General features: G+C 62.3%; 16 protein-coding genes. 9 read left to right on the top strand and 7 right to left on the bottom strand.

The window, feature by feature from the left end; translation table 11 throughout:
• Positions 1–173: 173 nt before the first annotated feature.
• A complete protein-coding gene (locus HBO12_RS22745) occupies positions 174–8,795 on the bottom strand; it encodes a retention module-containing protein (protein ID WP_170043282.1) in 8,622 nt (2,873 codons plus the stop codon).
• A 466-nt stretch (positions 8,796–9,261) separates the two neighbouring features.
• On the opposite strand from HBO12_RS22745, the gene HBO12_RS22740 reads away from it, so the two are divergent.
• Genes HBO12_RS22740 through HBO12_RS22730 form a run of 3 tightly spaced genes read left to right on the top strand, consistent with a single transcriptional unit; the run spans position 9,262 to position 14,168 of the window.
• Positions 9,262–10,620, top strand: a complete 1,359-nt coding sequence (locus HBO12_RS22740) for a TolC family outer membrane protein (RefSeq protein ID WP_169955621.1) — start codon at positions 9,262–9,264, stop codon at positions 10,618–10,620.
• Between the two features lie 22 nt (positions 10,621–10,642).
• Entirely contained in the window at positions 10,643–12,802 is a 2,160-nt protein-coding gene (locus HBO12_RS22735) for a type I secretion system permease/ATPase (RefSeq protein ID WP_170043281.1), read from the top strand.
• Positions 12,803–12,812: 10 nt separating this feature from the next.
• Entirely contained in the window at positions 12,813–14,168 is a 1,356-nt protein-coding gene (locus HBO12_RS22730; RefSeq protein WP_170043280.1) for an HlyD family type I secretion periplasmic adaptor subunit, read from the top strand.
• 120 nt (positions 14,169–14,288) lie between these two features.
• Here the strand turns inward: HBO12_RS22730 and HBO12_RS22725 are convergent, their stop codons facing one another.
• A complete protein-coding gene (locus HBO12_RS22725) occupies positions 14,289–14,885 on the bottom strand; it encodes a tRNA-uridine aminocarboxypropyltransferase (protein ID WP_170043279.1) in 597 nt (198 codons plus the stop codon).
• A 2-nt stretch (positions 14,886–14,887) separates the two neighbouring features.
• A complete protein-coding gene (locus HBO12_RS22720) occupies positions 14,888–15,781 on the bottom strand; it encodes a LysR family transcriptional regulator (protein WP_169955617.1) in 894 nt (297 codons plus the stop codon).
• Between the two features lie 287 nt (positions 15,782–16,068).
• On the opposite strand from HBO12_RS22720, the gene speB reads away from it, so the two are divergent.
• Together speB and HBO12_RS22710 are read left to right on the top strand one after the other, a co-directional pair.
• The gene (gene speB, locus HBO12_RS22715) at positions 16,069–17,019 is read left to right on the top strand and encodes an agmatinase (protein WP_170043278.1); all 951 of its coding nucleotides are present in this window, start codon (positions 16,069–16,071) and stop codon (positions 17,017–17,019) included.
• Between the two features lie 51 nt (positions 17,020–17,070).
• A complete protein-coding gene (locus tag HBO12_RS22710) occupies positions 17,071–18,453 on the top strand; it encodes a sodium:solute symporter family protein (protein ID WP_170043277.1) in 1,383 nt (460 codons plus the stop codon).
• A gap of 197 nt (positions 18,454–18,650) precedes the next feature.
• On the opposite strand, the gene HBO12_RS28445 is transcribed toward HBO12_RS22710, so the two are convergent.
• Together HBO12_RS28445 and ptrR are read right to left on the bottom strand one after the other, a co-directional pair.
• Positions 18,651–18,773, bottom strand: a complete 123-nt coding sequence (locus HBO12_RS28445; protein WP_003210728.1) for a PA1414 family protein — start codon at positions 18,771–18,773, stop codon at positions 18,651–18,653.
• 139 nt (positions 18,774–18,912) lie between these two features.
• Positions 18,913–19,806 (bottom strand): putrescine utilization regulator PtrR, encoded by an 894-nt coding sequence (gene ptrR / locus HBO12_RS22705; RefSeq protein ID WP_170043276.1) that lies wholly within the window; start codon positions 19,804–19,806, stop codon positions 18,913–18,915.
• A 101-nt stretch (positions 19,807–19,907) separates the two neighbouring features.
• Here ptrR and HBO12_RS22700 point away from each other — a divergent pair, with 101 nt between their 5' ends.
• Positions 19,908–21,071: a YbfB/YjiJ family MFS transporter gene (locus HBO12_RS22700; RefSeq protein WP_170043275.1), complete on the top strand. Its 1,164-nt coding sequence runs from the start codon at positions 19,908–19,910 to the stop codon at positions 21,069–21,071.
• Here HBO12_RS22700 and HBO12_RS22695 read toward each other — a convergent pair.
• The gene (locus HBO12_RS22695; RefSeq protein ID WP_170043274.1) at positions 21,061–21,468 is read right to left on the bottom strand and encodes a DUF2177 family protein; all 408 of its coding nucleotides are present in this window, start codon (positions 21,466–21,468) and stop codon (positions 21,061–21,063) included. The genes HBO12_RS22700 and HBO12_RS22695 overlap by 11 nt on opposite strands.
• Positions 21,469–21,534: 66 nt before the next feature.
• Positions 21,535–22,371, bottom strand: a complete 837-nt coding sequence (locus tag HBO12_RS22690; RefSeq protein ID WP_038446825.1) for a CvfB family protein — start codon at positions 22,369–22,371, stop codon at positions 21,535–21,537.
• A gap of 334 nt (positions 22,372–22,705) precedes the next feature.
• Here HBO12_RS22690 and HBO12_RS22685 point away from each other — a divergent pair, with 334 nt between their 5' ends.
• The 3 genes from HBO12_RS22685 (at position 22,706) to HBO12_RS22675 (ending at position 24,757) form a co-directional block, all read left to right on the top strand.
• On the top strand, positions 22,706–22,885 hold the full coding sequence (locus HBO12_RS22685; RefSeq protein ID WP_007946007.1) for a hypothetical protein: 180 nt from the start codon (positions 22,706–22,708) through the stop codon (positions 22,883–22,885).
• A 216-nt stretch (positions 22,886–23,101) separates the two neighbouring features.
• Complete coding sequence (locus HBO12_RS22680) at positions 23,102–23,824, top strand: TorF family putative porin (RefSeq protein ID WP_169955611.1); 723 nt, start codon at positions 23,102–23,104, stop codon at positions 23,822–23,824.
• Between the two features lie 66 nt (positions 23,825–23,890).
• A complete protein-coding gene (locus HBO12_RS22675; RefSeq protein WP_170043273.1) occupies positions 23,891–24,757 on the top strand; it encodes a DUF6279 family lipoprotein in 867 nt (288 codons plus the stop codon).
• The last annotated feature ends 2 nt before the right edge of the window (positions 24,758–24,759 follow it).

Raw genomic sequence — 24,759 nt, 5'->3', positions numbered from 1 at the left:
TGCGGGGGCGCCTATCATACCGGCAAACGCTGGCGGGCCATATCACGCAAAGTATGGTGCTTATAACTCAATGCGCTAACAGCGCCAAAAACGCCTGTCGGCGATGGCGACCTATTGATCGCCATCGTCGGCAAGCCGGCTGCTGCACAGTGTTTTGCGTTGCAAGGATCCGCTCAGACCGTATCCACCTTCAACGAATGGTCATTCAACATCCCGTTGATGATCGTCGCGGTATCCGCGCCACCCGCAATCAGCCCGCCCGCGCCCGGTGTCACACCGTATTGGGTCGCCAGGTTGACCCCGGCCAGGTCGATGGTCTGGGTCGGCGTGGCACCGGCCACGGCGCTGATGTCGATGGTGGTCAACAACGTGGCCCCACTGCCCGTGACCTTGAAGTGCAGGTAGTCATCCAGGGACGCCGCCGTCGCATTCTCCCCTTGCAACAATTGCGAGAGGTCCAGCTTGTCGGTGCCCACGCCAAAGTCGGTGATGACATCGTGCCCGCTGTTGCCCGTCAGGTACTGGAACGTATCGGCACCAGGGCCACCGGTCAGGGTGTTGTTACCCGGGCCGCCGATCAGGATGTCATCGCCACCCTCGCCCTTGAGGGTGTCATTGCCCAGCCCGCCGGAGATCAGGTTGTTGTTGCCGTTGCCAGTGAGGAAGTCATTGAAGTTGGAACCCACCAGGTTTTCCAGGGCCATCAATGTATCGGTCCCGGCCCCGCCGGTGGCTTGCGCGCTCGCCAGGCCAAGGTTGACGGTCACGCCTGCCGTGGCGTGGGCATAGCTGACCGTATCGATGCCCGCCCCGCCATCGAGCAGGTCGTTGCCGATGCCACTGAACAGCAGGTCATTGCCATTGCCGCCGTGCATCTCGTTGTTGCCGGTGCCGGCGGTGAGCACGTCGTTGCCATCGCCGCCATTGAGGATGTTGTTGCCGGGCCCGGCCATGATGATGTCATCACCGTTGGTACCGGTGAGGGTCGTACCGGCCTGGTAGCTGATGTCTACCGCGGCGCTGTCGCTGCCGCCGTGGTTATCGCTGACCGAGTAGTTGCCGTGGTAGTCCGGCGTGAAGTCCTGGGCGCCGGAGTAGTTGATCTTCATGTTCAACTGGTAGTTTTCGGCGCTGTTGCCCCCACTGCCTGTCGGGTTGGTGACGTTGGTGATATGGATCTGATAGGTGCTGTCCATCGCTGCAGCAGGCAAGGTCGTGCCATCGGGAATGACGGTCTCGGGGCCGCCATTGATCGAGTACGCCATGATGACGTTACCGCTCGCCAGGTTGTGATCCAGGTTGAGGGTTTCACCCGCCTTGAGGCTGACCGTAATGCGGTCTTCGGCATTACTGTTGCCGACCGCGCCGAGGTTACCGCTGACCACGAGTAAAGCGGTCATGGCCGCCGAGTCGCGGGCAAAGGAGGTACGCACATCCGCCAGGGTTGTGCTGCTGGGGTTGATGAACGATCGGCTCCCCGACCCGGTAAAGCTGACGCCCTTGGTGGCCACCCAGCCGGTTGGAAAACTGGTAGGGATAGCCGTCAGGGTGTCATGGTTGGCATCGCTGTCATTGGCCAGCAGCAACTCGGCAGGCACCACGATATTGCCCGACAGGATATTGGTGATCACATGGTCGTCACCGGCCACCGGTGCCACGTTGGGGTTGACCTTGACCACCAGGCTGGAACTCGCCAGGTCGCCGTCGTTGTCGCTGACGATCACCCCAAAGGTTTCGGTGACCAGCGAGCCGGTCAGCTTGGGCGGTGTGTAGCGGAACTCGCCGTTGTCCATGTCCACTATCAGCGTGCCGCCCTGGTTGGTGGTGATGGTGACGCTGTTGCTGACGGTGTCGAACGTGCCATGCCCGCCCGGCAGGTTGGCGCTCATCGAGCCCCCCGCCGCGGGGTTGTAGGTATAGGTGATGCCGTCCACCGTGAGGGATTTGACGAAGCCACCATCGGCGCCGAACGTGCCGTCCGTCAGCAGGCTGCCGGTGACTGGCGCGCCCTGTACCGTGCCGGCCAGCACTGCATCCAGGCCCGCCAGGTTGGCCACCACCACCGCATTGGTGTTGGTGTGGGTGCTGCCGTCGTACGCCACCGGGTCCAGGTAAATGCTGTTGACGCCGGCCCCCAGGCCGATGGCATAGGCCTTGATGCCGTTGGCATCGAGGAAGGCGCGCCATACACCTTCTTCAGTGGCGTCGATCCCATCACCGTATTCCGGGTTGACCACGTTGCCGGGGTTGTTCGGGTTATTGGTGTTGGACGTGGTGGGGTTACCGTCCGAGAAGAAATACGCCACGTTCTGCGCACCTTCCAGCTTGCCGGCAGTGCCGTAGGCGGTCTGCGCGGTGCCGAGGGCCGAATCGTAGTTAGTGCCGTTGAACGCGGTGAGGCCGTTGACCAAGGACTTGGCCGTGGCGACGCTGACCCACTGGCTGCTCAATTGCTGGGAGCTGTCATTGAAGGTCACGATCTGCACCTTCACATCACCCATCTCGTCATAGCGGTTGAGCAACTCGACGATGGAGGCCTTGGCCAGGTCGAGCCGCGAACCACCGGCCCCGGACGGGTCGTTCATGCTGCCGGAAATATCGATGATCAGCAGCAGGTTGGAATCCACCTCCGTGGCCGTGACCTCACGTGCGCTGGACACCACTTTGGGCACGTCATCGACGATGCTCACCACGATGCTGCTGGTGGTGGAGTTGCCCAGTTGGTCGGTGGCCTTGTAGGTGAAGGTCTCGGTCAGCACATTCGGCCCATCATTGCTGTTGGGCAAAGTCTTGGGAGCCGACGTCAGGGTGTAGGTGTAGGTGCCGTTGGGGTTGAGCAGGATCTGCCCATAGCTGCCCGTTGCGCTGCCCACCAGGCTGAAACTCAACGGGCCACTGCCGCCAGTGGCCGACCCCACCAGGGTGCCGCTGGCGGTTTCGCTGGTGGCGGTCGGGTCGCTGCCGACCACGGTGCCGGGCGCCAGGTCCTGGCCGTCGAGGTTCAAGTCCAGGGCTTTCTCGTAGACCGTGACGTCGCCGTCGACTGTCGCCACCAGGCCGCTGTCGGCCACCGTAATGGTCAGGGTCGTGGTGCTCAAGTCACCGTCGCCATCGCGCACGGTATACACGAAGGTATCCACGGCTCCCGGCGGGCTCACCGAGTTGGGGTTGCTGTGGTACACGGCATTGCCGTTCGCATCCAGGGTCAGGTAACCGAAGTTGCCGTTGATATTCACGCCCAGGCCACCACTGGCCGGGGTGCCGGTATTGCTCCCCGCCCGCACCCCGACCACCGCGCCGGCCAACGTGGGGCTATCGGCGCCGCCGACGTCATTGCCCAGCACATTGGCGCTGACCACACCGCCTTCTGCCACCGAGCGCACGTCAGGGTTGGCGGTGGGCAGGTCGTCGATGATGTTGATATCGATCGTGCCCGTGGCCGTATTGGTGTCGTAATCGCTGGCCGTGACCGTGATGTGCTCGGGCAGGCTGTTGTCGCCGCTGGCATTGGGGTGCATTTCATTGTCGAGCAGGGTGTAGCGGTAGCTGACCACCCCGGTGTTGGGGTCGTAGCCGACCACCGTAAAGTTGTTGCCCAGCAGGGTGCCTTCCGACAGCGGGAAGGTGGCTACGACGCCGTTGGTCACCACGTTCAGGCCGCCGACCGTGAGGTTCTTCAAACCGTCCAGGGCCGTCACCGTGAAGGTACCGGTCTGGGTCAGCAAGGGGGTGTTGGGGCTGGAACCGTCGATCAGGTTTTTTTCAAAGACGGTCAACTCACCGCCGGTGAGGTCCAGGCCGGTCAGCACCACCGGATCGTTGTTGTTATGCACCTGTAGCACCAGCTTGGCGGAGCTGGTATCGCCATCGCTGTCGTTCAACTGATAGGTGAAGGTCTCGGTGCCGTTCCCCCCGCCGTGAAGGGCGACGAATTGTGGGTCGGTCTTGTCGAGGGTGTAGGTGTAGCTGCCATCGGCGAACAGTTGCAGGGTGCCGTAGGTGCCGACGATGGTATTGGGCGTGACGGGGCCGGTGGCGATGCGGTCGGCGCCTTGTACGTCGTTACCGAGAACACTGCCGCTCAGGATGAGTTGGCTTTCAGAGGCAATACCAGCGGGGTTGTCGTCGACGGCTTTGGGCACGTCGTCGACCACCTTGACGTCCAGGGAGCCATTGGCGCTGCTGTTGTTGCTGTCGGTGGCGGTCACCGTGAACGACTCGCTGATGCTATTGATGCCCGCGCCGGTTGGGTGGCTGTCAGTGCCGTTGAGGGTGTAGCTGTAGCTGATCACCCCAGTGCTGGCGTTGTAGCCGGTGATGGTCAGGGTGTTGCCGAAACCGGTAGGTTCCGACTGCGGGAACGTCGCGGCAACACCGTTGGTGACGACGCTAATCCCGCCCACAGTGAGGTTTTTCAGGCCGTCCAATGCCGTCACGGTGAAGGTGCCGGACTGAGTCAAAGCAGGCCCATCGATAGCACTGCCCAACGGCAGGTTCTTCTCGTAGACCGTGACTTCGCCGCCGGTGACGTCTAAGCCGGTTAGCACCACCGGGTCGTCGTTGTTATGCACCTGTAGCACCAGCTTGGCGGTGCTGGTATCGCCGTCGCTGTCGTTCAGTTGGTAGGTGAAGGTTTCAGTGCCACTGCCACCGCCATTCAGGGCCATGAACTGCGGATCAGTCTTGTCCAGGGTGTAGGTGTAGCTGCCATCGGCAAACAGTTGCAGGGTGCCGTAGGTACCAACGATGGTGTTGGGCGTAACCGGGCCGGTGGCGATGCGGTCGGCGCCTTGTACGTCATTGCCCAGCACGCTGCCGCTCAGGGTCAGCAGGCTCTCGGAGGCGATACCTGCGGGGTTGTCGTCGACGGCTTTGGGCACATCGTCGACCACATTGACGTCCAGCGAACCCGTCGCGCTACTGTTATTACTGTCGGTGGCGGTCACCGTGAACGACTCGCTGATGCTATTGATGCCCGCGCCGGTTGGGTGGCTGTCAGTGCCGTTGAGGGTGTAGCTGTAGCTGATCACCCCAGTGCTGGCGTTGTAACCGGTGATGGTCAGGGTGTTGCCGAAGCCGGTGGGTTCCGACTGCGGGAACGTCGCCGCGACGCCGTTGGTGACGACGCTAATGCCGCCCACAGTGAGGTTTTTCAGGCCGTCCAATGCCGTCACCGTGAAGGTGCCGGATTGGGTCAGCGCAGGCCCGTCGATAGCACTGCCCAACGGCAGGTTCTTCTCGTAGACCGTGACTTCGCCGCCGGTGACGTCTAAGCCGGTCAACACCACCGGGTCGTCGTTGTTATGCACTTGCAGCACCAGGTTCGCGGTGCTGGTATCACCGTCGCTGTCGTTCAGTTGGTAGGTGAAGGTTTCAGTGCCACTGCCACCGCCATTCAGGGCCATGAACTGCGGATCAGTCTTGTCGAGGGTGTAGATGTAGCTGCCATCGGCGAACAGTTGCAGGGTGCCGTAGGTGCCGACGATGGTAGTTGGCGTGACGGGGCCGGTAGCGATGCGGTCGGCGCCTTGTACGTCATTGCCCAGCACGCTGCCGCTCAGGGTCAGCAGGCTCTCGGAGGCGATACCCGCCGGATTGTCGTCGACGGCTTTTGGCACATCGTCGACCACATTGACGTCCAGTGAACCGTTGGCGCTGCTGTTGTTACTGTCAGTGGCAACCACCGCAAACGACTCACTGATGCTATTGGTGCCCGCTCCGGTTGGGTGGCTATCGGTGCCGTTGAGGGTGTAGCTGTAGCTGATCACCCCAGTGCTGGCGTTGTAGCCGGTGATGGTCAGGGTGTTGCCAAAGCCGGTGGGTTCCGACTGCGGGAACGTCGCGGCGACACCGTTAGTGACGACGCTAATGCCGCCCACAGTGAGGTTTTTCAGGCCATCCAACGCCGTCACGGTGAAGGTGCCGGATTGGGTCAACGCAGGCCCGTCGATAGCACTGCCCAACGGCAGGTTTTTCTCGTAGACCGTGACTTCGCCGCCGGTGACGTCTAAGCCGGTCAACACCACCGGGTCGTCGTTGTTATGCACCTGCAACACCAGGTTCGCGGTGCTGGTATCACCGTCGCTGTCGTTCAGTTGGTAGGTGAAGGTTTCAGTGCCACTGCCACCGCCATTCAGCGCCATGAACTGCGGATCAGTCTTGTCCAGGGTGTAGATGTAGCTGCCATCGGCGAACAGTTGCAGGGTGCCGTAGGTGCCGACGATGGTATTTGGCGTGACGGGGCCGGTAGCGATGCGGTCGGCGCCTTGCACGTCATTGCCCAGCACGCTGCCGCTCAGGGTCAGCAGGCTCTCGGAGGCGATACCTGCGGGGTTGTCGTCGACGGCTTTGGGCACATCGTCGACCACATTGACGTCCAGTGAACCATTGGCGCTGCTGTTGTTACTGTCAGTGGCAACCACCGCAAACGACTCACTGATGCTATTGGTGCCCGCTCCGGTTGGGTGGCTATCGGTGCCGTTGAGGGTGTAGCTGTAGCTGATCACCCCAATGCTGGCGTTGTAACCGGTGATGGTCAGGGTGTTGCCGAAACCGGTAGGTTCCGACTGCGGGAACGTGGCGGCAACACCGTTGGTGACGACGCTAATCCCGCCCACAGTAAGGTTTTTCAAGCCGTCCAATGCCGTCACCGTGAAGGTGCCGGATTGGGTCAGCGCAGGCCCGTCGATAGCACTGCCCAGCGGCAGGTTCTTCTCGTAGACCGTGACCTCCCCGCCATTCACCTCGAGTCCCGTCAACACCACCGGGTCGTCGTTGTTATGCACTTGCAGCACCAGGTTCGCGGTGCTGGTATCGCCGTCGGCATCCGTCAGGGTGTAGGTAAACGTCTCCGTCCCATTGCCGCCACCGTGCAACCCCAGGAAGTCGCTGTCGGCCGGGTTCAGCGTGTACACATAAGTGCCATTCGCCGCCAACTCCAGCGTGCCGTAGAGCCCCGTGAAGGAGCCCGGCGTCACCGGCCCGGACGCGACCCGATCAGCGCCTTGCACGTCATTGGTCAACACCGTGCCGCTCAGGGTCAGCAGGCTTTCGGAGGCCACTTGTGCATTGCTGTCATCGGCAGCGGTCGGTACATCGTCCACCACACTCACGTGCAGGGTGCCGGTGGCGGTGCTGTTGTTGGTGTCATTGGCGATAACGCTGAAGCTCTCGGTCAGCTCATTCACCCCTCCTGCCGACGGGTGCGCCTCGGTGCCGGTCAGGGTGTAGCTGTAGCTGATCACCCCGGTGGCCGGGTCAAACCCGGTGATGGTCAGGGTATTGCCCAGGCCGGTGGCGATCGATTGCGGGAAGCCGGCGGCGACACCACCGGACACCACGTTGATACCGCCCACGGACAGGTTCTGCAAACCGTCCACGGCCGATACGGTCAGGCTGCCGGTACGGGTCAGCGCGCCAGCGTCGGGGCTGCTGCCATCCACCAGGTTTTTTTCGTAAAGGGTCAGGTCAGCGCCATTCACGCTGATGCCGCCGATCACCACCGGGTCGTCGTTGTTGTGCACTTGCAGCACCAGGTTGGCGGTGCTGCTGTCGCCATCGGCGTCGGTCAGGGCGTAGGTGAAGGTTTCCGTGCCATTACCGCCGCCCTGCAGCGCGACAAAATCAGGGTCGGCGCTGTTCAACGTGTAGGTGTAGCTGCCATCGGCCGCCAGCACCAAAGTGCCATATTGACCGGTGAACGTACCGCCCGTGATCGGGCCACTGGCGACTCGGTCGGCGCCCTGGGTGTCGTTGTCCAGGACGTTGCCGCTGAGGGTCAACAGGCTTTCCGAAGCGCTGCCCTCATGGCTGTCATCCAGCGCCTTGGGCACGTCATCGACGATGGTGATATCCAGCGAGCCGGTGGCGGTGTCGTTATCGCTGTCGGTGGCCACTACCGCAAATTGCTCGCCCAGGCTGTTGGTGCCGCCACCTGACGGATGGGCCTCGTTGCCGGTCAAGGTGTAGCTGTAGCTGATCACCCCGGTGGCCGCGTTATAACCGGTGATGCTCAGGGTATTGCCCAGCCCGGTGGTGATAGTTTGCGGGAAGCTGCTGGCCACCCCGCCGCTGACCACACTGATGCCGCCCACCGTCAGGCTTTGCAGACCATCGGGCGCTGTGACGTTGAAGGTGCCGCTTTGCACCAGCGCCGCCGGGTTGCTGGACGAGCCTTGGGCAAGATTGGCCTCGTTGAGCGTCAACTCGCCGCCCTCGACCTCCAGCCCACCCAGGCTCACCGGGTTGTCGGGAGGCACCACCACAGGCTGGCCGTTGCCGGTGTCCGGCTGGCCGGCGACCTGGAACAACGGAAACTCGGGAATCCCACCAAACCCTGCCGTGGGAAAGCCTATGACCGGCTCCACGCGCCCGGCGACTTCGGTCAGCAGCACAAAGGAGTGCCCGCCGCCCAACTCACCCGCCGCCGTGCTGCCGGTTTGCCCGGCAGCCGTGGCTTCTGCGGTCTGGGTCGGGTCGTCACCGGCGGCGATGGCTTTTTGCAACTGCTGCACATCGGTCAACTGCGCCTGGCTCGGCGCAAGGTCTTCGGAGGCGTGAATCTGCGGCGCCTGGCCAGCCAGCAATTGCGGGGAAAGGCCCAGGCTGCTGTCGCGCCCCAGGGTCAGCTCATGGCCGTTGGTCAGTTGCACCGCCACCGCACCGGCCGCGCCGGTCTGCAGTTGCTCGCCGGCAAACAGTCGGTCGCCTTCGACCAGGCTTCGGCGGCTGCCATCTCCCGCCACCGCGAAGACTTCCCCAACCACCTTGCTGACAACACCGATTAACTTGGCCATGTGCTTATCTCCCTGTCCGACCCCAGTAGTCGGCACCTCGGTTACGTGCACAAGCGCAGTGGATCGGGTGGCCCGCAGGTGGCACAAAACTGATTCAAATCAGCCGCCAACCAGCGTTTTGACCTACCTGCAGAGAGCCTTCCAAGGGAACAAGTGACAAAAAACCGTCACTCTGAAATCCCCTTTTTTCCGCTTCCCCATCATCCGCTCGCACTTGCGATTGAACTTTCCAAGAGCCTAAAAACGCGCCGAAGCGCACATAACTCAAGGCTTGTGCTTTGAACAATGTCTTGCTTCGCGCAGAACGCATAAGTTTTTTTGGACATAACCATTATGAGAAATCCTTCTTAGGTCCTCCCGCAAATGTTCTTAGCTCTGTTGTTACAAGCCTGAGACGGTTTGACCCCTTAAATTCGTCAAATAAATGGCGACAGACCAGCAACATTGATACACAGGAGAGGTACCCATGCGCGTCTTTACCCCCCTCTGCAGCGCGATTCTGATCGCCATGGCCTGCACCAACACCCAAGCGATGTCGCTGACCCAAGCGATCCAAAGCACGCTGGACACTCACCCGGAACTCAATGCCAGCCGTAATAGCCGGCTGTCGGCTGATGAAGATGTGAAAGTCGCCAAGGGCGGTTTCTACCCCAGCCTCGACCTCAACGCCGCCTACGGCCGCGGTTACAGCGACAACAGCACCACCCGCGCCCGTGGCGGCAACCACCACACCGAGACCGACAACTACACCCAGTCGGAACTGCGCCTGCGTCAGATGCTGTTCGACGGTTTCAACACCTCCAACGAAGTGCAGCGCACCGGGGCGGTGGTCAACTCCCGCGCCTATTACACCCGGGGCACCGCCGAAAGCCTGGCCCTGCGCACCGTCGAGGTGTACCTGGAAGTGCTCAAGCGCCGCGACCTGCTGACACTGGCCAAGAACAACCTGCAGGCGCACCTGCGGGTCACCGACCAGATTGGCCTGCGCACCGAGCGCGGCATCGGCAGCACCGCTGACCGCGATCAGTCCACAGCCCGCCGGGCCCTGGCAGACAACAACTACCAGACCGCCCTGGTCGACCTGCAAGACGCCGAATCGAACTTCTACAGCGTGGTCGGGCGCATGCCGGACGAACTGGAAAGCCCGGCCTCGATCAAGGGCGAACTGCCCAGCGACCAACTCGGCGCCCGGCGCAGCATGCTGGAGAACAACCCCTATCTGAAATCGGCCCAGTCCGACGTGATGGCCGCCGAGAGCCAGTACGAAGTGGCCAAGTCGCCGTTCTACCCACGCTTCGATGCCGAGGCGGCGGTGGGTGCCAATAACAATGTGCAGGGCGACCTGGGCCACGACAACGAATGGCGGGTGGGCGTGGTGATGAACTACAACCTGTTCCGTGGCGGCAGCGACAAGGCCCGCCTGGCGTCGGACTCGCACAAGATCAACCAGGCCATGGACATCCGCAACAACGCCCTGCGCATGCTCAACGAGAACCTCAACCTGGCCTGGCATGCCATGGACAACGCGCGCATCCAGACCCCCACCGCCCGCGAATACGCCGAAACCACCCAGCGCGTACGCGCGGCCTACCAGGACCAGTTCGGCTTGGGCCAACGCACCTTGCTGGACCTGTTGGACAGTGAAAACGAGCTGTACAACGCCAATCGGCGCTACACCGAAGTGCGCTACACCGAAGAGTTCTCCATGTACCGCGTGCTGGCCAACATGGGCGAGTTGCTGAACAAGGAGCGCGTGGTGGTGCCGGCCGAAGCCATTGCCCAGTCGGAAGTCAGAAGCGAAGCCCACCTGCCTGACCTGAAGTAGCCAACACGTGGAGCAGATCGCCGTGAGCCAGATGGAACCGCTGAACCCGGGTGTCGACCCGCGCCAGAGCTTTGATGACCCGTTGCTCGACGGCCTGCTGATCCTGTGCAAGCTGCACGGCTGTACCGTCAGCCGCTCCAGCCTGAGCGCCGGCCTGCCCTTGGCAGAGCAACGCCTGAGCCTGGACTTGCTGCCACGGGCGGCGGCCCGGGCCAGCTTGCAGGCGCGGGTATTGCGCCGGGACTTGAAGGCCATCTCGGCGTTGAACCTGCCAGTGCTGTTGCTGCTCAACGAAGGCCGCTGCGCGGTGCTGCGGCGCTGGGGCGAGGATGGCCAGGCGCTGATCCTGCCCAGCGAAGCCGAGGGCGGCGAACAGTGGGTCAGCCGCGAGGAGCTCGAAGCGGCCTACAGCGGCCAGGCCCTGTTCGCCCGGCCCCGGCACGAGATCGAAGACCTGCGCGCGCCGCTGGTGCCCCGGGTCGAGGCGTGGTTTCGCGACACCCTGAAGCTGTCGCGCTGGCTGTACAGCGATGCGATCCTCGCCAGTTTGCTGATCAACCTGCTGGGCCTGATGGTGCCGCTGTTCGTCATGCAGACCTACGACCGCGTGGTGCCGAACCAGGCCACCTCGACCTTGTGGGTGCTGGTGATCGGCCTGCTGATCGGCACGGGCTTCGAGCTGGTGCTGCGAGTGGTACGCGCCCATCTGCTGGACACCGCCGGCAAAAAGACCGATGTGATTCTTTCCGCCACCCTGTTCGAGCGCATCACCGGTATGTCGATGAAGGCGCGCCCCGCGACCATCGGCGGTTTTGCCCAGAGCATCCATGACTTCCAGGGCCTGCGCGAATTCCTCACCGCCGTGACCCTCACCAGCCTGATCGACCTGCCTTTCGCCGTGCTGATGCTGGTGGTGATCGGCCTGCTCGGTGGCTGGCTGGTGATCATCCCGTTGTGTGCGTTCCCGCTGACCATCGGCTTTGCGATGCTGATCCAGGCGCGCCTGCGCGACACCGTGCAAAAAAGCCTGAGCCTGGGCGCCGAACGCCAGGCGCTGTTGATCGAAACCCTCAGCGGCCTGGAAACCCTCAAGGCCTGCAGCGCCGAAAGCGAGCGCCAGCACCAGTGGGAAAGCACCCACGGCGCCCTCACCCGCCTCGACAGCCACGCGCGCAACCTCTCGGCGCTGGCCACCAATGGCACGCTGTTCATCCAGCAGTTTTCCGGGATGGCCACGATTGTCGCCGGGGTCTACAGCATCATCGCCGGCAGCCTCAGCGTCGGCGCGCTGGTGGCCACCTACATGCTCGGCAGCCGGGTACTGGCGCCGCTGGGGCAGATCGCCGGGTTGATCACCCGCTACCAGCAGGCGCAGTTGACCATGCGCAGCACCGACGCGCTGATGGCCCTGCCCCAGGAGCGCGACCCGCAGCAGCGCCCACTGGAACGCACGCAACTGAGCGGCGCCCTGGAAGTCAGCCAGGTCACCTTCCGCTACGCCGGGCAAAACGCCCCGGCCCTGAGCCAGGTCAGTTTCCAGCTCAAGGCCGGCGAGCGCGTGGGGATTATCGGCCGCAGCGGCTCGGGCAAAAGCACCCTGGGCCGCCTGGTGATGGGCTTTTACGCGCCAGAAGAAGGCCAGTTGCTGCTCGATGGCCTCGACCTGCGCCAATTGGATGTGGCCGACCTACGCCAGCAAGTGGGTTATGTGGCCCATGACCTGCCGCTGTTGGCCGGCAGCCTGCGCGATAACCTGACCCTGGGCGCGCGCTACATCAGCGATGCGCGGATGCTCGAAGTGGCCGAATTGACCGGTGTCAGCGAACTGGCCCGCCAGCACCCACAAGGCTTCGACCGGCCGGTGGGCGAGCGCGGGCAGTTGCTGTCCGGCGGCCAGCGCCAGGCGGTGTTGCTGGCCCGCGCGCTGCTGCTCGACCCGCCGATCCTGTTGCTGGACGAACCCACCAGCGCCATGGACAACAGCAGCGAAGAAACCCTGCGCCAGCGCCTGGAACTGTGGGTCAAGGGCAAGACGTTGCTCTTGGTCACACACCGCACCTCGATGCTCAGCCTGGTCGACCGCCTGATCGTGCTGGACAACGGCCGCATCGTTGCCGATGGTCCCAAAGAAAGTGTGATCGATGCTCTGCGCAAGGGCCGTGTCGGCTCGGCCGCCGTCTAGGAGCCCCACCATGTCAGCCACTCCCACGTCACCGGGCTATTTCAAGAGCTTTGGCAAAACCGCCGACAGCGAATTCATGCCCGAACTGGCGGGCGCTGCGCTGCAGGACTCGCCGCGCCGCTCACGGATTATCGTGTGGCTGACCGCCGGCCTGATCATCTGCGCCCTGCTATGGGCCAACTTTGCCGTACTCGATGAAGTGACCATGGGCGAAGGCAAGGCTATCCCGTCGAGCAAGGTGCAAGTGATCCAGAACCTGGAGGGCGGCATCGTCACCCAGATTTATGTGCGTGAAGGGCAGATGGTGGACAAGGGCGACAAACTGCTGCAACTGGACGACACGCGGTTCCGCTCGAACAAGGGCGAGAGCGAAGTCGACCGGTATGCCCTCACCGCCCAGGTCGAACGCTTGTCGGCCGAGGCCGAGGGGCGGCCGTTCAAATTGTCCGATGAAGTGATCGCCAAGGCCCCGCAAGTGGCCGAAGACGAACGTTCACTGTTCGAACAACGCCAGCGCCGCTTGAGTAGCGAGCAACGGACCTTGAGTGAACAACTGCGGCAGAAAACCCAGGAACTGGCGGAGTTTCGCTCCAAGCAGGGCCAATTCAGCTCCAGCCTGGCGCTATTGCAACAAGAGATGAACATGTCGGCGCCCCTGGTGGGCACCGGTGCGGTATCACCGGTGGAAATCCTGCGCCTCAAACGCAGCGCCGTGGAGATCCGCGGTTCGCTGAACGCCACCACCCTGGCGATCCCCCGGGCGGAATCGGCGATCAATGAGATCAAGAGCAAAATCGACGAATCGGTACAGGCTTTCCGCTCGGAAGCCGCCAAGGAACTCAACGAAAAACGCACCGACCTGTCAAAAATCACCGCCACGAGCATCGCCATCGATGACCGCGTCAGCCGCACCACCGTGGTCTCGCCGGTGCATGGGGTGATCAAGCAATTGAAGGTCAACACCATCGGCGGCGTCGTCCAGCCAGGCAGCGACATGGTGGAAATCGTCCCGCTGGAAGACAACCTGCTGATCGAGGCCAAGGTGCGGCCCCAGGACGTGGCGTTCTTGCATCCGGGGCAGAAGGCGATGGTCAAGTTCAGTGCCTATGACTACACCATCTACGGCGGGCTGGCGGCGAAACTGGAACTGATCGGCGCCGATACGATTACCGACGACAAGGGCAACAGCTTCTACCTGATCCAGGTGCGCACCGATAAGAACCATCTGGGTGGGGAGAAAAAACCGCTGCTGATCATCCCGGGGATGGTGGCGACGGTAGACATCATTACCGGGGAGAAAAGCGTGTTGGATTACTTGCTCAAGCCGGTGTTGAAGGCGAGGACGGAGGCGATGCGCGAGCGTTAGCGGTGTTTGGGTGGGCGCCATCGCCGGCAAGCCGGCTCCTACACTGACCGCGCATGTCTTGAGCAACGCGGTCAATGTGGGAGATGGCTTGCCAGCGATGGCCCCACCTCGGTGCCCCTGCTAGTCACCCCCATGATTGCGCTGGAAAACCTCTTCCCCCATCGCCGCAATCTGCCCCTCGATCAGCGCCTCGAACGGCCGCAACAAGGGCTCGAATGACTGCGGCGCCTCCAGCACCTGCAACGCCTGCACGATCGCCTCCACCGTCGACAGCGCCCCCGGCCCCGGTGCCTTGCGCAGCCGGTAGCGGGACACGGCCCCTTCAGCCAGCGTCACCCGTGGCAACGCCGCCAGCAGCGGGTTGAGGTGCAGCAACTTGCGCGCCTTGCGCCAGGTGCCGTCGGGCACCACCAGCAGCAACGGCTGGCTGGATGGGCTGTAGGCCTGCAAAGGCTGCGCATCCTCGGCGGGAAACAGCAGCCGCGCCTGATAGCCCGGCGGGTTGAGCAAGGTCTGCAAGTCTTCGAATATTTCACCTACCACCAGTTGCGCATTCACCAGGCCCAACGCGGCCAGGCGTGCGGTGTTGAGCGCATGGTTGACCTCGCTGGGATGCTGCAACAGCAACACCCGGGTGCGGCTGTCGAGGCGCGGGATCAGTGCGCACAGGCAGTGGGTGGTTGGCCGCAGGCAGCGGGGGCATTGGGGTCTGGACATGTTCAGGCCTGATTGAGCTGTGCTTTGAGTAAATCGCGGAAGGTCTGGATCAACGGCTCGCGGCTGCGCCCACGGCGCATGATCAGCGAAAACGGCGCCTGGTAGCCAAAGGTCGCCGGCAGCAGCACCCGCAAGTCGCCCTTGTCGGCCCAGGCCTGGGCGTAGTGTTCGGGCAAATAGCCGATGTAGGCGCCGGACAGCACCAGGATCAACTGCGCCTCCATACTTTCTACGGTGGCGGCGCTGTGCTTGAAGCCGTGGCGCGCCAGTTCCGCCTGGCTCCAGTAACCGCGCCCGACCATGCGTTGCTGGGTGATCACCTGCTCCGGAATGCGCCTTTCGCTGAACAGCGGATGCCGCGAGCTGCAATAGAGCCAGTGCTGTTCGCGGTACAGCGGCATGTAGACCAAGCCGCTCATGCGGTTGGAGAAGGCGCCGATGGCGAGGTCCAGGCGATTGTCCTGCACCCCCAGTTGCAGTTCGTAGGGGCTCATGACCGATAAGTGCAGATGCACCGCCGGGTGCTCAAGGCTGTAGGCGCCGATGACTTCGGCGAATGGCAGGGCCTTGTCGCTGACCGTGGAGTCGAGCACACCCAGCTTGAGCGTGCCGCGCAGTTCGCCCTTGAGCGCCGCCGCGTATTGCTCGAAGCCCTCCAGTTCGCCCAGCAGGCGCAGGGTCTCCTGGTGAAACAACTCACCCTTGCTGGTCAGGCTGAAGCCGCCACGCCCGCGATGGCACAACACCAGGCCCAACGCGCCTTCCAACTGGCTCATGTAGGTGCTGATGGCCGAGGTCGACAGGTTGAGCTCGTGCTGGGCACTGGCAAACCCTTGGTGGCGCACCACGCTTGCGAAGATGCGCAACAGTTTCAGGTCGGGCAAGGCGCTGGCCATGGAACCTCCAGGCAAAAAATCGGCTGACAGGCCCATTCCCTGTAGGAGCGAGCTTGCTCGCGAAAAACCTGAGAGCGCCGCGTACATTCTGAATGCCCGCGTAATCGTTAACGTTTTTCGCGAGCACGCTCGCTCCTACAGGGAACAGGGTTTGCAACCCGGTGGAGTCTACCCCAGGCATTAGTTCAGAAAAATCTGAACTAAGTATTTCCCCACAGCGATTCTTCCCTTGTCTGGCATTTCGCAGAATCGACCCCTGATAACCACAACAACGATGAGGCCCTGCCGTGGACAAGATCTTTCACCAACCACTGGGCGGCAACGAAATGCCGCGCTTTGCCGGCATCGCCACCATGATGCGCCTGCCCCACCTGCAAACCGCCGCCGGCCTGGATGCGGCCTTTATCGGCGTGCCCCTGGACATCGGCACTTCGCTGCGCGCCGGCACCCGCTTCGGGCCGCGTGAAATCCGCGCCGAATCGGTGATGATCCGCCCCTACAACATGGCCACCGGCGCTGCGCCGTTCGACTCGCTGTCGGTGGCCGATATCGGCGATGTGGCGATCAACACCTTCAACCTGCTGGACGCCGTGCGCATCATCGAAGAGTCCTACGATGAGATCCTCAAGCACGATGTGATCCCGCTGACCCTGGGCGGCGACCATACCATCACCCTGCCGATCCTGCGGGCGATCCACAAGAAGCACGGCAAGGTCGGGCTGGTGCATATCGATGCCCACGCCGACGTCAACGACCATATGTTCGGCGAGAAAATCGCCCACGGCACCACCTTCCGCCGGGCCGTCGAAGAAGGCCTGCTCGATTGCGACCGCGTGGTGCAAATCGGCCTGCGCGCCCAGGGCTATACCGCCGAAGACTTCAATTGGAGCCGCAAACAGGGGTTTCGCGTGGTCCAGGCCGAAGAGTGCTGGCACCACTCCCTCGCGCCGTTGATGGCCGAAGTCCGGGAGAAAGTCGGCGGTGGCCCGGTGTACCTGAGCTTCGACATAGACGGCATCGACCCGGCCTGGGCGCCGGGCACCGGCACCCCGGAAATCGGCGGGCTGACCACCATCCAGGCGATCGAGATCATCCGTGGCTGCCAGGGCCTGGACCTGATTGGTTGTGACCTGGTGGAGGTTTCGCCGCCCTACGACACCACCGGCAACACCTCGTTGCTGGGCGCCAACCTGCTGTACGAAATGCTCTGCGTACTGCCGGGCGTCACGCACCGTTGATGTAGCGCTACCTGATCAGTCAATAAAAACAATAACTGGAGAAGCGCCACCATGGCCCTGGATCTGTTCGTCGTACTTATCTACGCCGCCGGCATGCTTGTGCTCGGCTATTTCGGCATGCGCCGGGCCAAGACCCATGAAGACTACCTGGTCGCCGGGCGCAACCTGGGGCCGACGCTGTACATGGGCACCATGGCCGCGACGGTGCTGGGCGGCGCGTCCACGGTGGGCAGCGTGCGCCTGGGCTATGTGCATGGCATTTCCGGTTTCTGGCTGTGCGCGGCGCTGGGCACAGGGATCATTGCGCTGAACCTGTTTCTGGCCAAACCCTTGCTCAAGTTGAAAATCTTCACCGTGACCCAGGTCCTGGAGCAGCGCTACAACCCCACGGCCCGCCAGGCCAGCGGCCTGATCATGCTGGCCTACGCGCTGATGCTGGCGGTGACCTCGATCCTGGGGATTGGCACCGTATTGCAAGTGATGTTCGACCTGCCGTTCTGGGCTGCCATCCTGCTGGGCGGTGGCGTGGTGCTGGTGTATTCGACCATCGGCGGCATGTGGTCGCTGACCCTGACCGATATCGTGCAGTTCGTGATCAAGACCATCGGCCTGATGTTTATCCTGCTGCCGATCTGCCTGTACCGCGTAGGCGGCTGGGATGAGCTGGTGGCCAAGCTGCCGGCGGCCAGTTTCAGCTTCACCAGCATCGGCTGGGACACCATCATCACCTACTTCATGATCTACTTCTTCGGCATCCTGATCGGCCAGGACATCTGGCAACGGGTATTTACCGCCCGCGACGCAAAGGTCGCCCAGTATGCGGGGACCTTCGCCGGTTTCTACTGCATCCTCTACGGCCTGGCCTGCGCCCTGATCGGCATGGCCGCCCACGTGCTGATCCCGGACCTGGACAACGTCAACAACGCCTTCGCCGCCATCGTCAAACTGTCGTTGCCCGATGGCCTGCGCGGCCTGGTGATTGCGGCGGCCCTGGCGGCGATGATGTCCACCGCCAGCGCCGGCCTGCTCGCCGCATCCACCGTGCTTACCGAGGACCTGCTGCCGCGCCTGCGCGGCGGCAAGCAGTCTAGCCTGAACATCAACCGCCTGTTCACCCTGCTGACCGGCTGCGCCGTGCTGGCTATCGCCCTGGTGGTCAGCGATGTGATCAGCGCACTGACCCTGGCCTATAACCTGCTGGTCGGCGGCATGCTGATTCCATTGATCGGGGCGATCTACTGGAAACGTGCCACTACCGCGGGCGCGATCAGCGCCATGGCATTGGGGTTTGTCACATCCCTGGGGTTCATGATCAAGGATGGTTTGGAGGCAAACACACCGATCTACTACAGCCTGGGCGTGAGTGTGGTGAGTTTTGTGCTGGTGAGTGTGCTGTCGCGTCGGCCAGAGGTGGCGGCGGCCGACGCAGCCTGAGTGAAGCTGGCTTGAGCGGGTGCGATAAACACCAAACAAAAAATGGGAGCGGGCTTGCCCGCGATTACGGTAGGTCAGTCAAACTTTCAGTGACTGATTTAGCGTAATCGCGAGCAAGCCCACTCCCACATCGAATCTGCGGTGTTGCGTGGTCCTACAACCGCGCTCAAACCCTATGTCTGAGCGCTTTTGCGGACTTACCTGCGACGCGGGCGGCGCTGTTCGTCATCGGTGCGGATTGGCACCGGTTGCAGCGGTGGCTCGATCAAGCCGAGTGCGACGCCGAGGTCGTGCAGCCAGTTTTGCAGTTTTTCTTTCATGGTGCCCCCTTTGAGGGTAGTGCCGAGCAGCTGGAATTCTGTGGCTGCTTCCTACAGATAATAGTACTAAGTCCTACGCAATGCTTGCCTGAAACCGCAACGAACCATTACTGAATTGATACAAATCCTGACGGGGTGGTCAGGCAATCGCGTGCGCCTGCTGTTCTGGACGCGTCTTGCCCGCTTGCTGCAGGTCAATCCACGCGTTGAGATTAGCGCCGAGCATGCCCTTGCGCCACATCAGCCAGGTGGTGGCATGGGCAAATGGCTCGGCCAGGGGGTGGATCGACACACTGTCCTTGCCCGGCAGACTGTCGAGCATCGACTCGGACATCAACGCGACCCCGGAACCGGCGATCACGCACGCAAGCATGCCTTGATAGGACTCGATCTCGATGGCCCGGCCCATGGCCACGCGATCGTGGGAAAACCACGCCTCCAGGCGCGCCCGATAGGAACAACTGCGTCGGAAGGTGAACACCGCGCGCCCGGCCACATCCTGCGGGCCGCGTACCGGTGGGTGGTCCGCCTCGCAAATCAGCAGCAAACGTTCCTCGCACAATGGCACACCGTCCAGGGTCGCCAACGCCAGCGGGCCATCCACCAATGCCGCATCCAGGCGCCCGGTGATCAGGCCCTCGAGCAACTCGCCACTGGGCGCCGACTGCACTTGCAGGTTCACCATCGGGTAAGCCTTGTGATAGCGCGCCAGCAGTTTTGGCAAATGGATCGCGGCGGTGCTGTACATGCTGCCCAGCACAAAGTCCCCGGCCGGCTGCCCGCCCTGCACGGCGCCGTGCGCTTCATCATGCAGGGCCAACAGCCGCGTGCTGTAGTCGAGCAGCACCTTGCCCGCAGGCGACAGTTGCAGGCGCTGGCGCTCGCGCACGAACAACTCGACACCCAATTGCTCTTCCATTTGCTTGAGTCGGGTCGAGAGGTTCGACGGCACCCGGTGCAGACGCTCTGCAGCACGGGTGATGGAGCCCTCCTCGGCCACGGCCTGGAAAATACGCAATTGGCTGAACTCCACGACCATTCTCCTTAACTGAACAAGTTACTCAGTATTATTCATTTTTACTGAACAACAATCCACCTTAACCTGGGGTCATCGCTTCTGCAGGAAGGTGCCCCATGTCTCCCCTGATCCGTTTACTCGCCAGTTTTATCGCCCTGATGATGGCCATGGGCATTGGCCGCTTCGCCCTTACCCCACAGATGCCGCACTTGCTCAGCGAAGGGCAAATCGACCTGACCGAGGCCGGGCTGATCGCCGCAGCCAACTACCTGGGCTACTTCGTGGGGGCCGTGGACTCGATGTTCGCGCGCAGTCATCACCACATACGCGGGCGGTTGCTCGGCGGGTTGTGGTTGTGTGTGCTGCTGACCCTGGCGTCGTTCTGGGCCAACGGCTTCTGGTCGCACCTGCTGCTGCGCTTTGGCACGGGCGTGGCCAGCGCCTGGGTGCTGGTGATGATTACCGGCCTGAGCCAACCCCTGGCGATTGCCGCCGGGCGCCCGCGGCTGGGCGCATTGGTGTTTGCCGGGCCGGGGCTGGGGATCCTGCTGACGGGATTGCTGGCACTGGCCTCCAACCTGCTGGGCAAGGATTCGGCGACGCTGTGGCTGGTGTATGGCGTGGTCGCTCTGGGCATGTTGCTGGTGATCCTGCCATTGCTGCCCAAGCCGCACAGGGAGGCGCTACAAAGCAGCGCCGCTGCCGGGCGAAACGCCAGCATCGCGCATCTGGGCTGGGTTTACCTGCTGTATGGCCTGGGCTACATCATTCCCGCCACCTTCCTCTCGCAAATGGCCAACGCGCAGTTCAAGGGCGCCTGGCAGGCAGACCTGTTCTGGCCATGCTTTGGCTTGGCGGCGGCCCTGGGCGTGTTGCTGGTCAGCCTGCGCAAGCCCAACCCCGACACCACGCGCTACTGGTTGATGGCCACACTATGGCTGCAAGCGGCTGGCGTCTTCGCGTGTTTGTTGGGCAATGGCCTGGGTTTGGCCCTGGGCGTCGTGCTCTGCGGGCTGCCGTTCCTGGCGTGCATGCAACTGGTGATGCAACGCCTGCGAGAAATCGCGCCCCACGCGGCGCAACGCGGCACGGGGTTGCTGACGGCGTGCTTTGCCCTGGGCCAGTTGAGTGGGCCGTTGCTGGCCTCGTTAAGCAGTCACCTGAGCGGCGGCTTGCAACCGGCACTGATGGTGGCGGGCAGCGGCCTGATACTGGCCGGCGCATTGCTGCTTCGACCTGCCCGGGCACTGATTGATTGCCGGGCGCGGGTCAGCCGCTGACGCGGCGCGCCGCCCCGTACCCCAACGAACAACAGGCCGCCGTGAGGCAGGTGCCCCACGCCATGTCCATCAATGCGAGGCCCGCAGACCAGCCTTGCAAGGTCGCCCAGTTGCTCAGGTCATAGGTGCCATAGGCGACCAACCCGAGCAACGCGCCCAGGCGGGCGGCCCGTTGCCAGCCTCCACTGGCCAGCGCCGGCACCACCACAAAGGCTACACAGCCCAATACATAAAGGAAGTAGAACAGCGCCGCCGGCAGCCATCGCGGTTGTTCAAGCATCAGCGGCCCCAGCAAGGCCTTGTAGGTCGGCCCCATCAACACGCCAAGCCAGAGGCCATCGAGCACCAAAAAAGCCAATAACGTACCGAGGTAAGCAAACACGACTTTTTTGCCCATGGCGACAACCTACTGTAGGAGCCGGCTTGCCGGCGATAGCGACTCCTACCCAAGAGCAGCTTGCAGTCAGCTTAGTTCAATGCGATCGGCATGAATCACGATCTGACCCTGCTTGTACAGCGCACCAATGGCCTTCTTGAAGTTGCCCTTGCTCACGCCAAACAAGTTGCTGATCACGGTCGGATCGCTCTTGTCGCTGACCGGCAGGCTGCCGTTGTTTTCACGCAACTTGGCGAGGATCTTCGAGTTCAGGCTGGACGCCGCTTGCTCGCCGACCGGCTGCAGGCTCAGGCTGATATTGCCGTCGGCGCGGATTTCCTTGATGAAGCCCTTCTCTTCCTTGCCCGGACGCAGGAACTTGAACACTTCGTTCTTGTGGATCAGGCCCCAGTGCTTGTTGTTGATAATTGCCTTGAAGCCCATATCAGTGGCTTCGGCAACCAGCAAGTCGACTTCCTGACCCACGGTGTAGTTGGCCGGCGTCTTGTCCAGGTAACGGTCCAGGCGCGCGGTGGCGGTGATGCGCTTGGTGTGTTTGTCGAGGTAGACGTGCACCACACAGTATTCACCGGCGGTCAGTTGGCGCTTTTCCTCGGAGTAAGGCAGCAGCAGGTCCTTGGGCAGGCCCCAGTCGAGGAACACCCCGATACTGTTGACTTCGACCACTTTCAGGCTGGCAAACTCACCCACCTGCACTTTTGGTTTTTCAGTGGTGGCGATAAGTTTGTCATCGCTGTCCAGATAAATAAAAACGTTAAGCCAGTCTTCATCTTCACTGGGAATATCTTTGGGAATATAACGATTGGGCAAGAGGATTTCGCCATCTTGCGCACCGTCCAGATACAAACCAAAGTTAGTGTGTTTAACCACTTGCAAACTGTTGTAGCGCCCGACTAAAGCCATTTCCAATACCCTCATTGCGTGGGCGGCATTCTACCCGAGTTGAAGGCGGCGGTCCCGTGTCCGGGCGCGCAACCCTGAAAAATCGCGGGTTTGCCGGGCAGTTGTGGGCAATTGTCCCGCTCGTCAGGTCAAGCCCGAGCTGTGCAGCAATGGCCAGGTGCTGTTTTTACCCATGGTTTCTATTTAAAACAGCGAGTTAGGGCCTTCGATCAAAGACCAACTTCGGGTTTTTATAATAGCGCAGCTTATTCCTGGGAGATATTTACCAAGCAATTGTCAAGCTTTTCATGTACGATGCCTGGCCAAGTTAATTTTCTACAGGTTAGTGGCCGCCATGCGCGTAAAAGCATCCAACAGCAAAGCAAAGCCAGCTCCCGCCGTTGAAACCAGCGAATCGATCAACAACCAAATCGCCGCGTTCCTCAAGTCCGGTGGCGAAATCCAGCAGATCGCCAAGGGCGTGAGCGGCCAGACTTTCGGCCCGTCCAAGCAGATCACCCTGGGTAAAAAGTAAGCGCGCAGCCGCCTACGCACCCCACCTGGTCCCTAAGCGCCTTGCCATCAAGGCGCTAGGACTAGAGCAAGCAACCTCCCCCTGACACACATTCAACTGCGCCAATCGACGAACGGGCCTCAACCCCGGACTTTCGCCGGTATGCTTGCACACCTCTAGAACGGGCGTTTGCCCGATTCCTTCGGTTACTGCTCCTCGCTTTTCATGGAGTGACGCATGCTCAAGCCCTGCATATTCCTGGTCAGCGCCCTGCTCGCCAGCCCCCTCGCCCAAGCGCAGGTTTTCCAGCGTGAACTGGGCGACTTCGACTTGAAACTGGGAACCACCCCCAGCCGCAGCATGGCCCAGGGCCTGGTCAAACCCACCGCTCCGGGCAGCAACTCGTTCCACGGCGGCCTCGACCTCACCCACGCCAGCGGCCTGTATTTCGGCCAGTTTTCACCGAGCATGGGCCTGTCGCCCGCCAGCAACCTCGAAGTCGATTCCTACATGGGCTTCAAGCGCCCGTTCGACCAGACCCTGGGCTATGAGCTGGGGATGATTCACTACAGCTACCCCAAGCTCAGCCCCCTCGACAGCCAGGAGTTCTACGGCGGCCTGAACCTGCTGGGCAATCGGTTTGGCGTGTCACTGGGCAACGACCCCGACCGGCGCGACAGCACCCTGTTTGCCGACCTGGGCGGGACCCAACCCTTCGGCATTGGCGTGAGCATGAAGTACACCACTCATCAGTTGGGCGCCCCAGCCTCGGTGGAGGGCGGCTCAATCCGCAGCTTCAGCGACTGGTCGGTGAAATTCTCGCGGCCATGGATGGGCATGGACCTGGACCTGATCTACAGCGACTCCAGCCTCAACGGCAGCGACTGCTCGGCCTACTCCGGACACAATTCGCAATGTGATGGCCTGTTGACCCTAAAGGCCGAGCGGTCGTTTTATTGATGGGCTGAACTGTCACGCCCCCGGCGGGTTCAGATAAACATCCCTGGTCTGTGCAAGGACTCGCCCATGCTGCGTCGGTTAAGAATCCTGGTGGCCTTGCTGGCCCTGAGCGTCCTGCTGGCCGGCTGCAATCGCGTGGGCCTGGCCTATCGCAATCTCGATGTGATCATCCCCTGGACCCTCAACGACTACCTGGATATGAACGCCGGGCAGAAAAGCTGGTTCAACGACACCCTCAAGGAACACCTGGCCTGGCACTGCACCACCCAATTGCCCGGCTACCTGGACTGGCTCGACCGCCTGCAACAGATGGTCGACAACCATCAAGTCAGCGATGCCGCCCTGCAAACCCGCACCCTCGAAGCCAAGCTGGCAATCGCCGACGTCGCCCGGCAGATCACCCCGTCAGCCATCGAGTTGCTGCGCGGGCTGGATGAGCAGCAGGTGCGCGAGATGGATCAAGCGCTGGCCAAGGACCTGCGCAAACGCCAGGACGAATACCTCAAGCCGCCCTTGGAACAGCAGATCAAGGACCGCAGCGAGCGCATGAGCGAACGCTTGAATGCCTGGCTTGGCCCGTTGAGCACCAGCCAGCAGGAGCGTGTGCGGGCCTGGTCCACCGCCCTCGGTGCGCAGAACCAGCAATGGATCGGCAACCGCGCCCATTGGCAGGCGCAGTTCATCGCAGCAGTCAATCAACGGGCCAGTAGCGATTTCCCGCGCAAGATGGAGCAACTGCTGGTGGACCGTGAAAGCCTGTGGACGGCGGACTATCGCCAGGCCTATGCCCAGACCGAAGCGGCGGCCCGCAGCCTGCTGGTGGACTTGATGGCCGAAAGCACCGTGCAGCAACGCCAGAAGCTGGTGCAGCGGATTGATAAGGTGCGCAGCGACTTCCAGTCACTCAAGTGCCTCAAGGGCAGCGCGGCCTAGGC

The sequence above is a fragment of the Pseudomonas sp. WS 5059 genome (assembly GCF_012985525.1).
GTDB lineage: Bacteria > Pseudomonadota > Gammaproteobacteria > Pseudomonadales > Pseudomonadaceae > Aquipseudomonas.
The sequence above is the reverse complement of the archived record's forward strand: the minus strand, read 5'-3'. Positions and strand labels throughout refer to the sequence as shown.

What these genes read in the sequence shown, in the direction of transcription:
- HBO12_RS22740 (WP_169955621.1), top strand. Translation starts at nt 9,262, where the DNA reads ATGCGCGTCTTTACCCCCCTCTGCAGCGCGATTCTGATCGCCATGGCC.
- HBO12_RS22710 (WP_170043277.1), top strand. Translation starts at nt 17,071, where the DNA reads ATGGCCCTGGATCTGTTCGTCGTACTTATCTACGCCGCCGGCATGCTT.
- HBO12_RS22685 (WP_007946007.1), top strand. Translation starts at nt 22,706, where the DNA reads ATGCGCGTAAAAGCATCCAACAGCAAAGCAAAGCCAGCTCCCGCCGTT.
- HBO12_RS22680 (WP_169955611.1), top strand. Translation starts at nt 23,102, where the DNA reads ATGCTCAAGCCCTGCATATTCCTGGTCAGCGCCCTGCTCGCCAGCCCC.
- HBO12_RS22695 (WP_170043274.1), bottom strand. Translation starts at nt 21,468, where the DNA reads ATGGGCAAAAAAGTCGTGTTTGCTTACCTCGGTACGTTATTGGCTTTT.
- HBO12_RS22700 (WP_170043275.1), top strand. Translation starts at nt 19,908, where the DNA reads ATGTCTCCCCTGATCCGTTTACTCGCCAGTTTTATCGCCCTGATGATG.
- HBO12_RS22725 (WP_170043279.1), bottom strand. Translation starts at nt 14,885, where the DNA reads ATGTCCAGACCCCAATGCCCCCGCTGCCTGCGGCCAACCACCCACTGC.
- HBO12_RS22720 (WP_169955617.1), bottom strand. Translation starts at nt 15,781, where the DNA reads ATGGCCAGCGCCTTGCCCGACCTGAAACTGTTGCGCATCTTCGCAAGC.
- HBO12_RS22690 (WP_038446825.1), bottom strand. Translation starts at nt 22,371, where the DNA reads ATGGCTTTAGTCGGGCGCTACAACAGTTTGCAAGTGGTTAAACACACT.
- HBO12_RS22730 (WP_170043280.1), top strand. Translation starts at nt 12,813, where the DNA reads ATGTCAGCCACTCCCACGTCACCGGGCTATTTCAAGAGCTTTGGCAAA.
- HBO12_RS22745 (WP_170043282.1), bottom strand. Translation starts at nt 8,795, where the DNA reads ATGGCCAAGTTAATCGGTGTTGTCAGCAAGGTGGTTGGGGAAGTCTTC.
- HBO12_RS28445 (WP_003210728.1), bottom strand. Translation starts at nt 18,773, where the DNA reads ATGAAAGAAAAACTGCAAAACTGGCTGCACGACCTCGGCGTCGCACTC.
- HBO12_RS22675 (WP_170043273.1), top strand. Translation starts at nt 23,891, where the DNA reads ATGCTGCGTCGGTTAAGAATCCTGGTGGCCTTGCTGGCCCTGAGCGTC.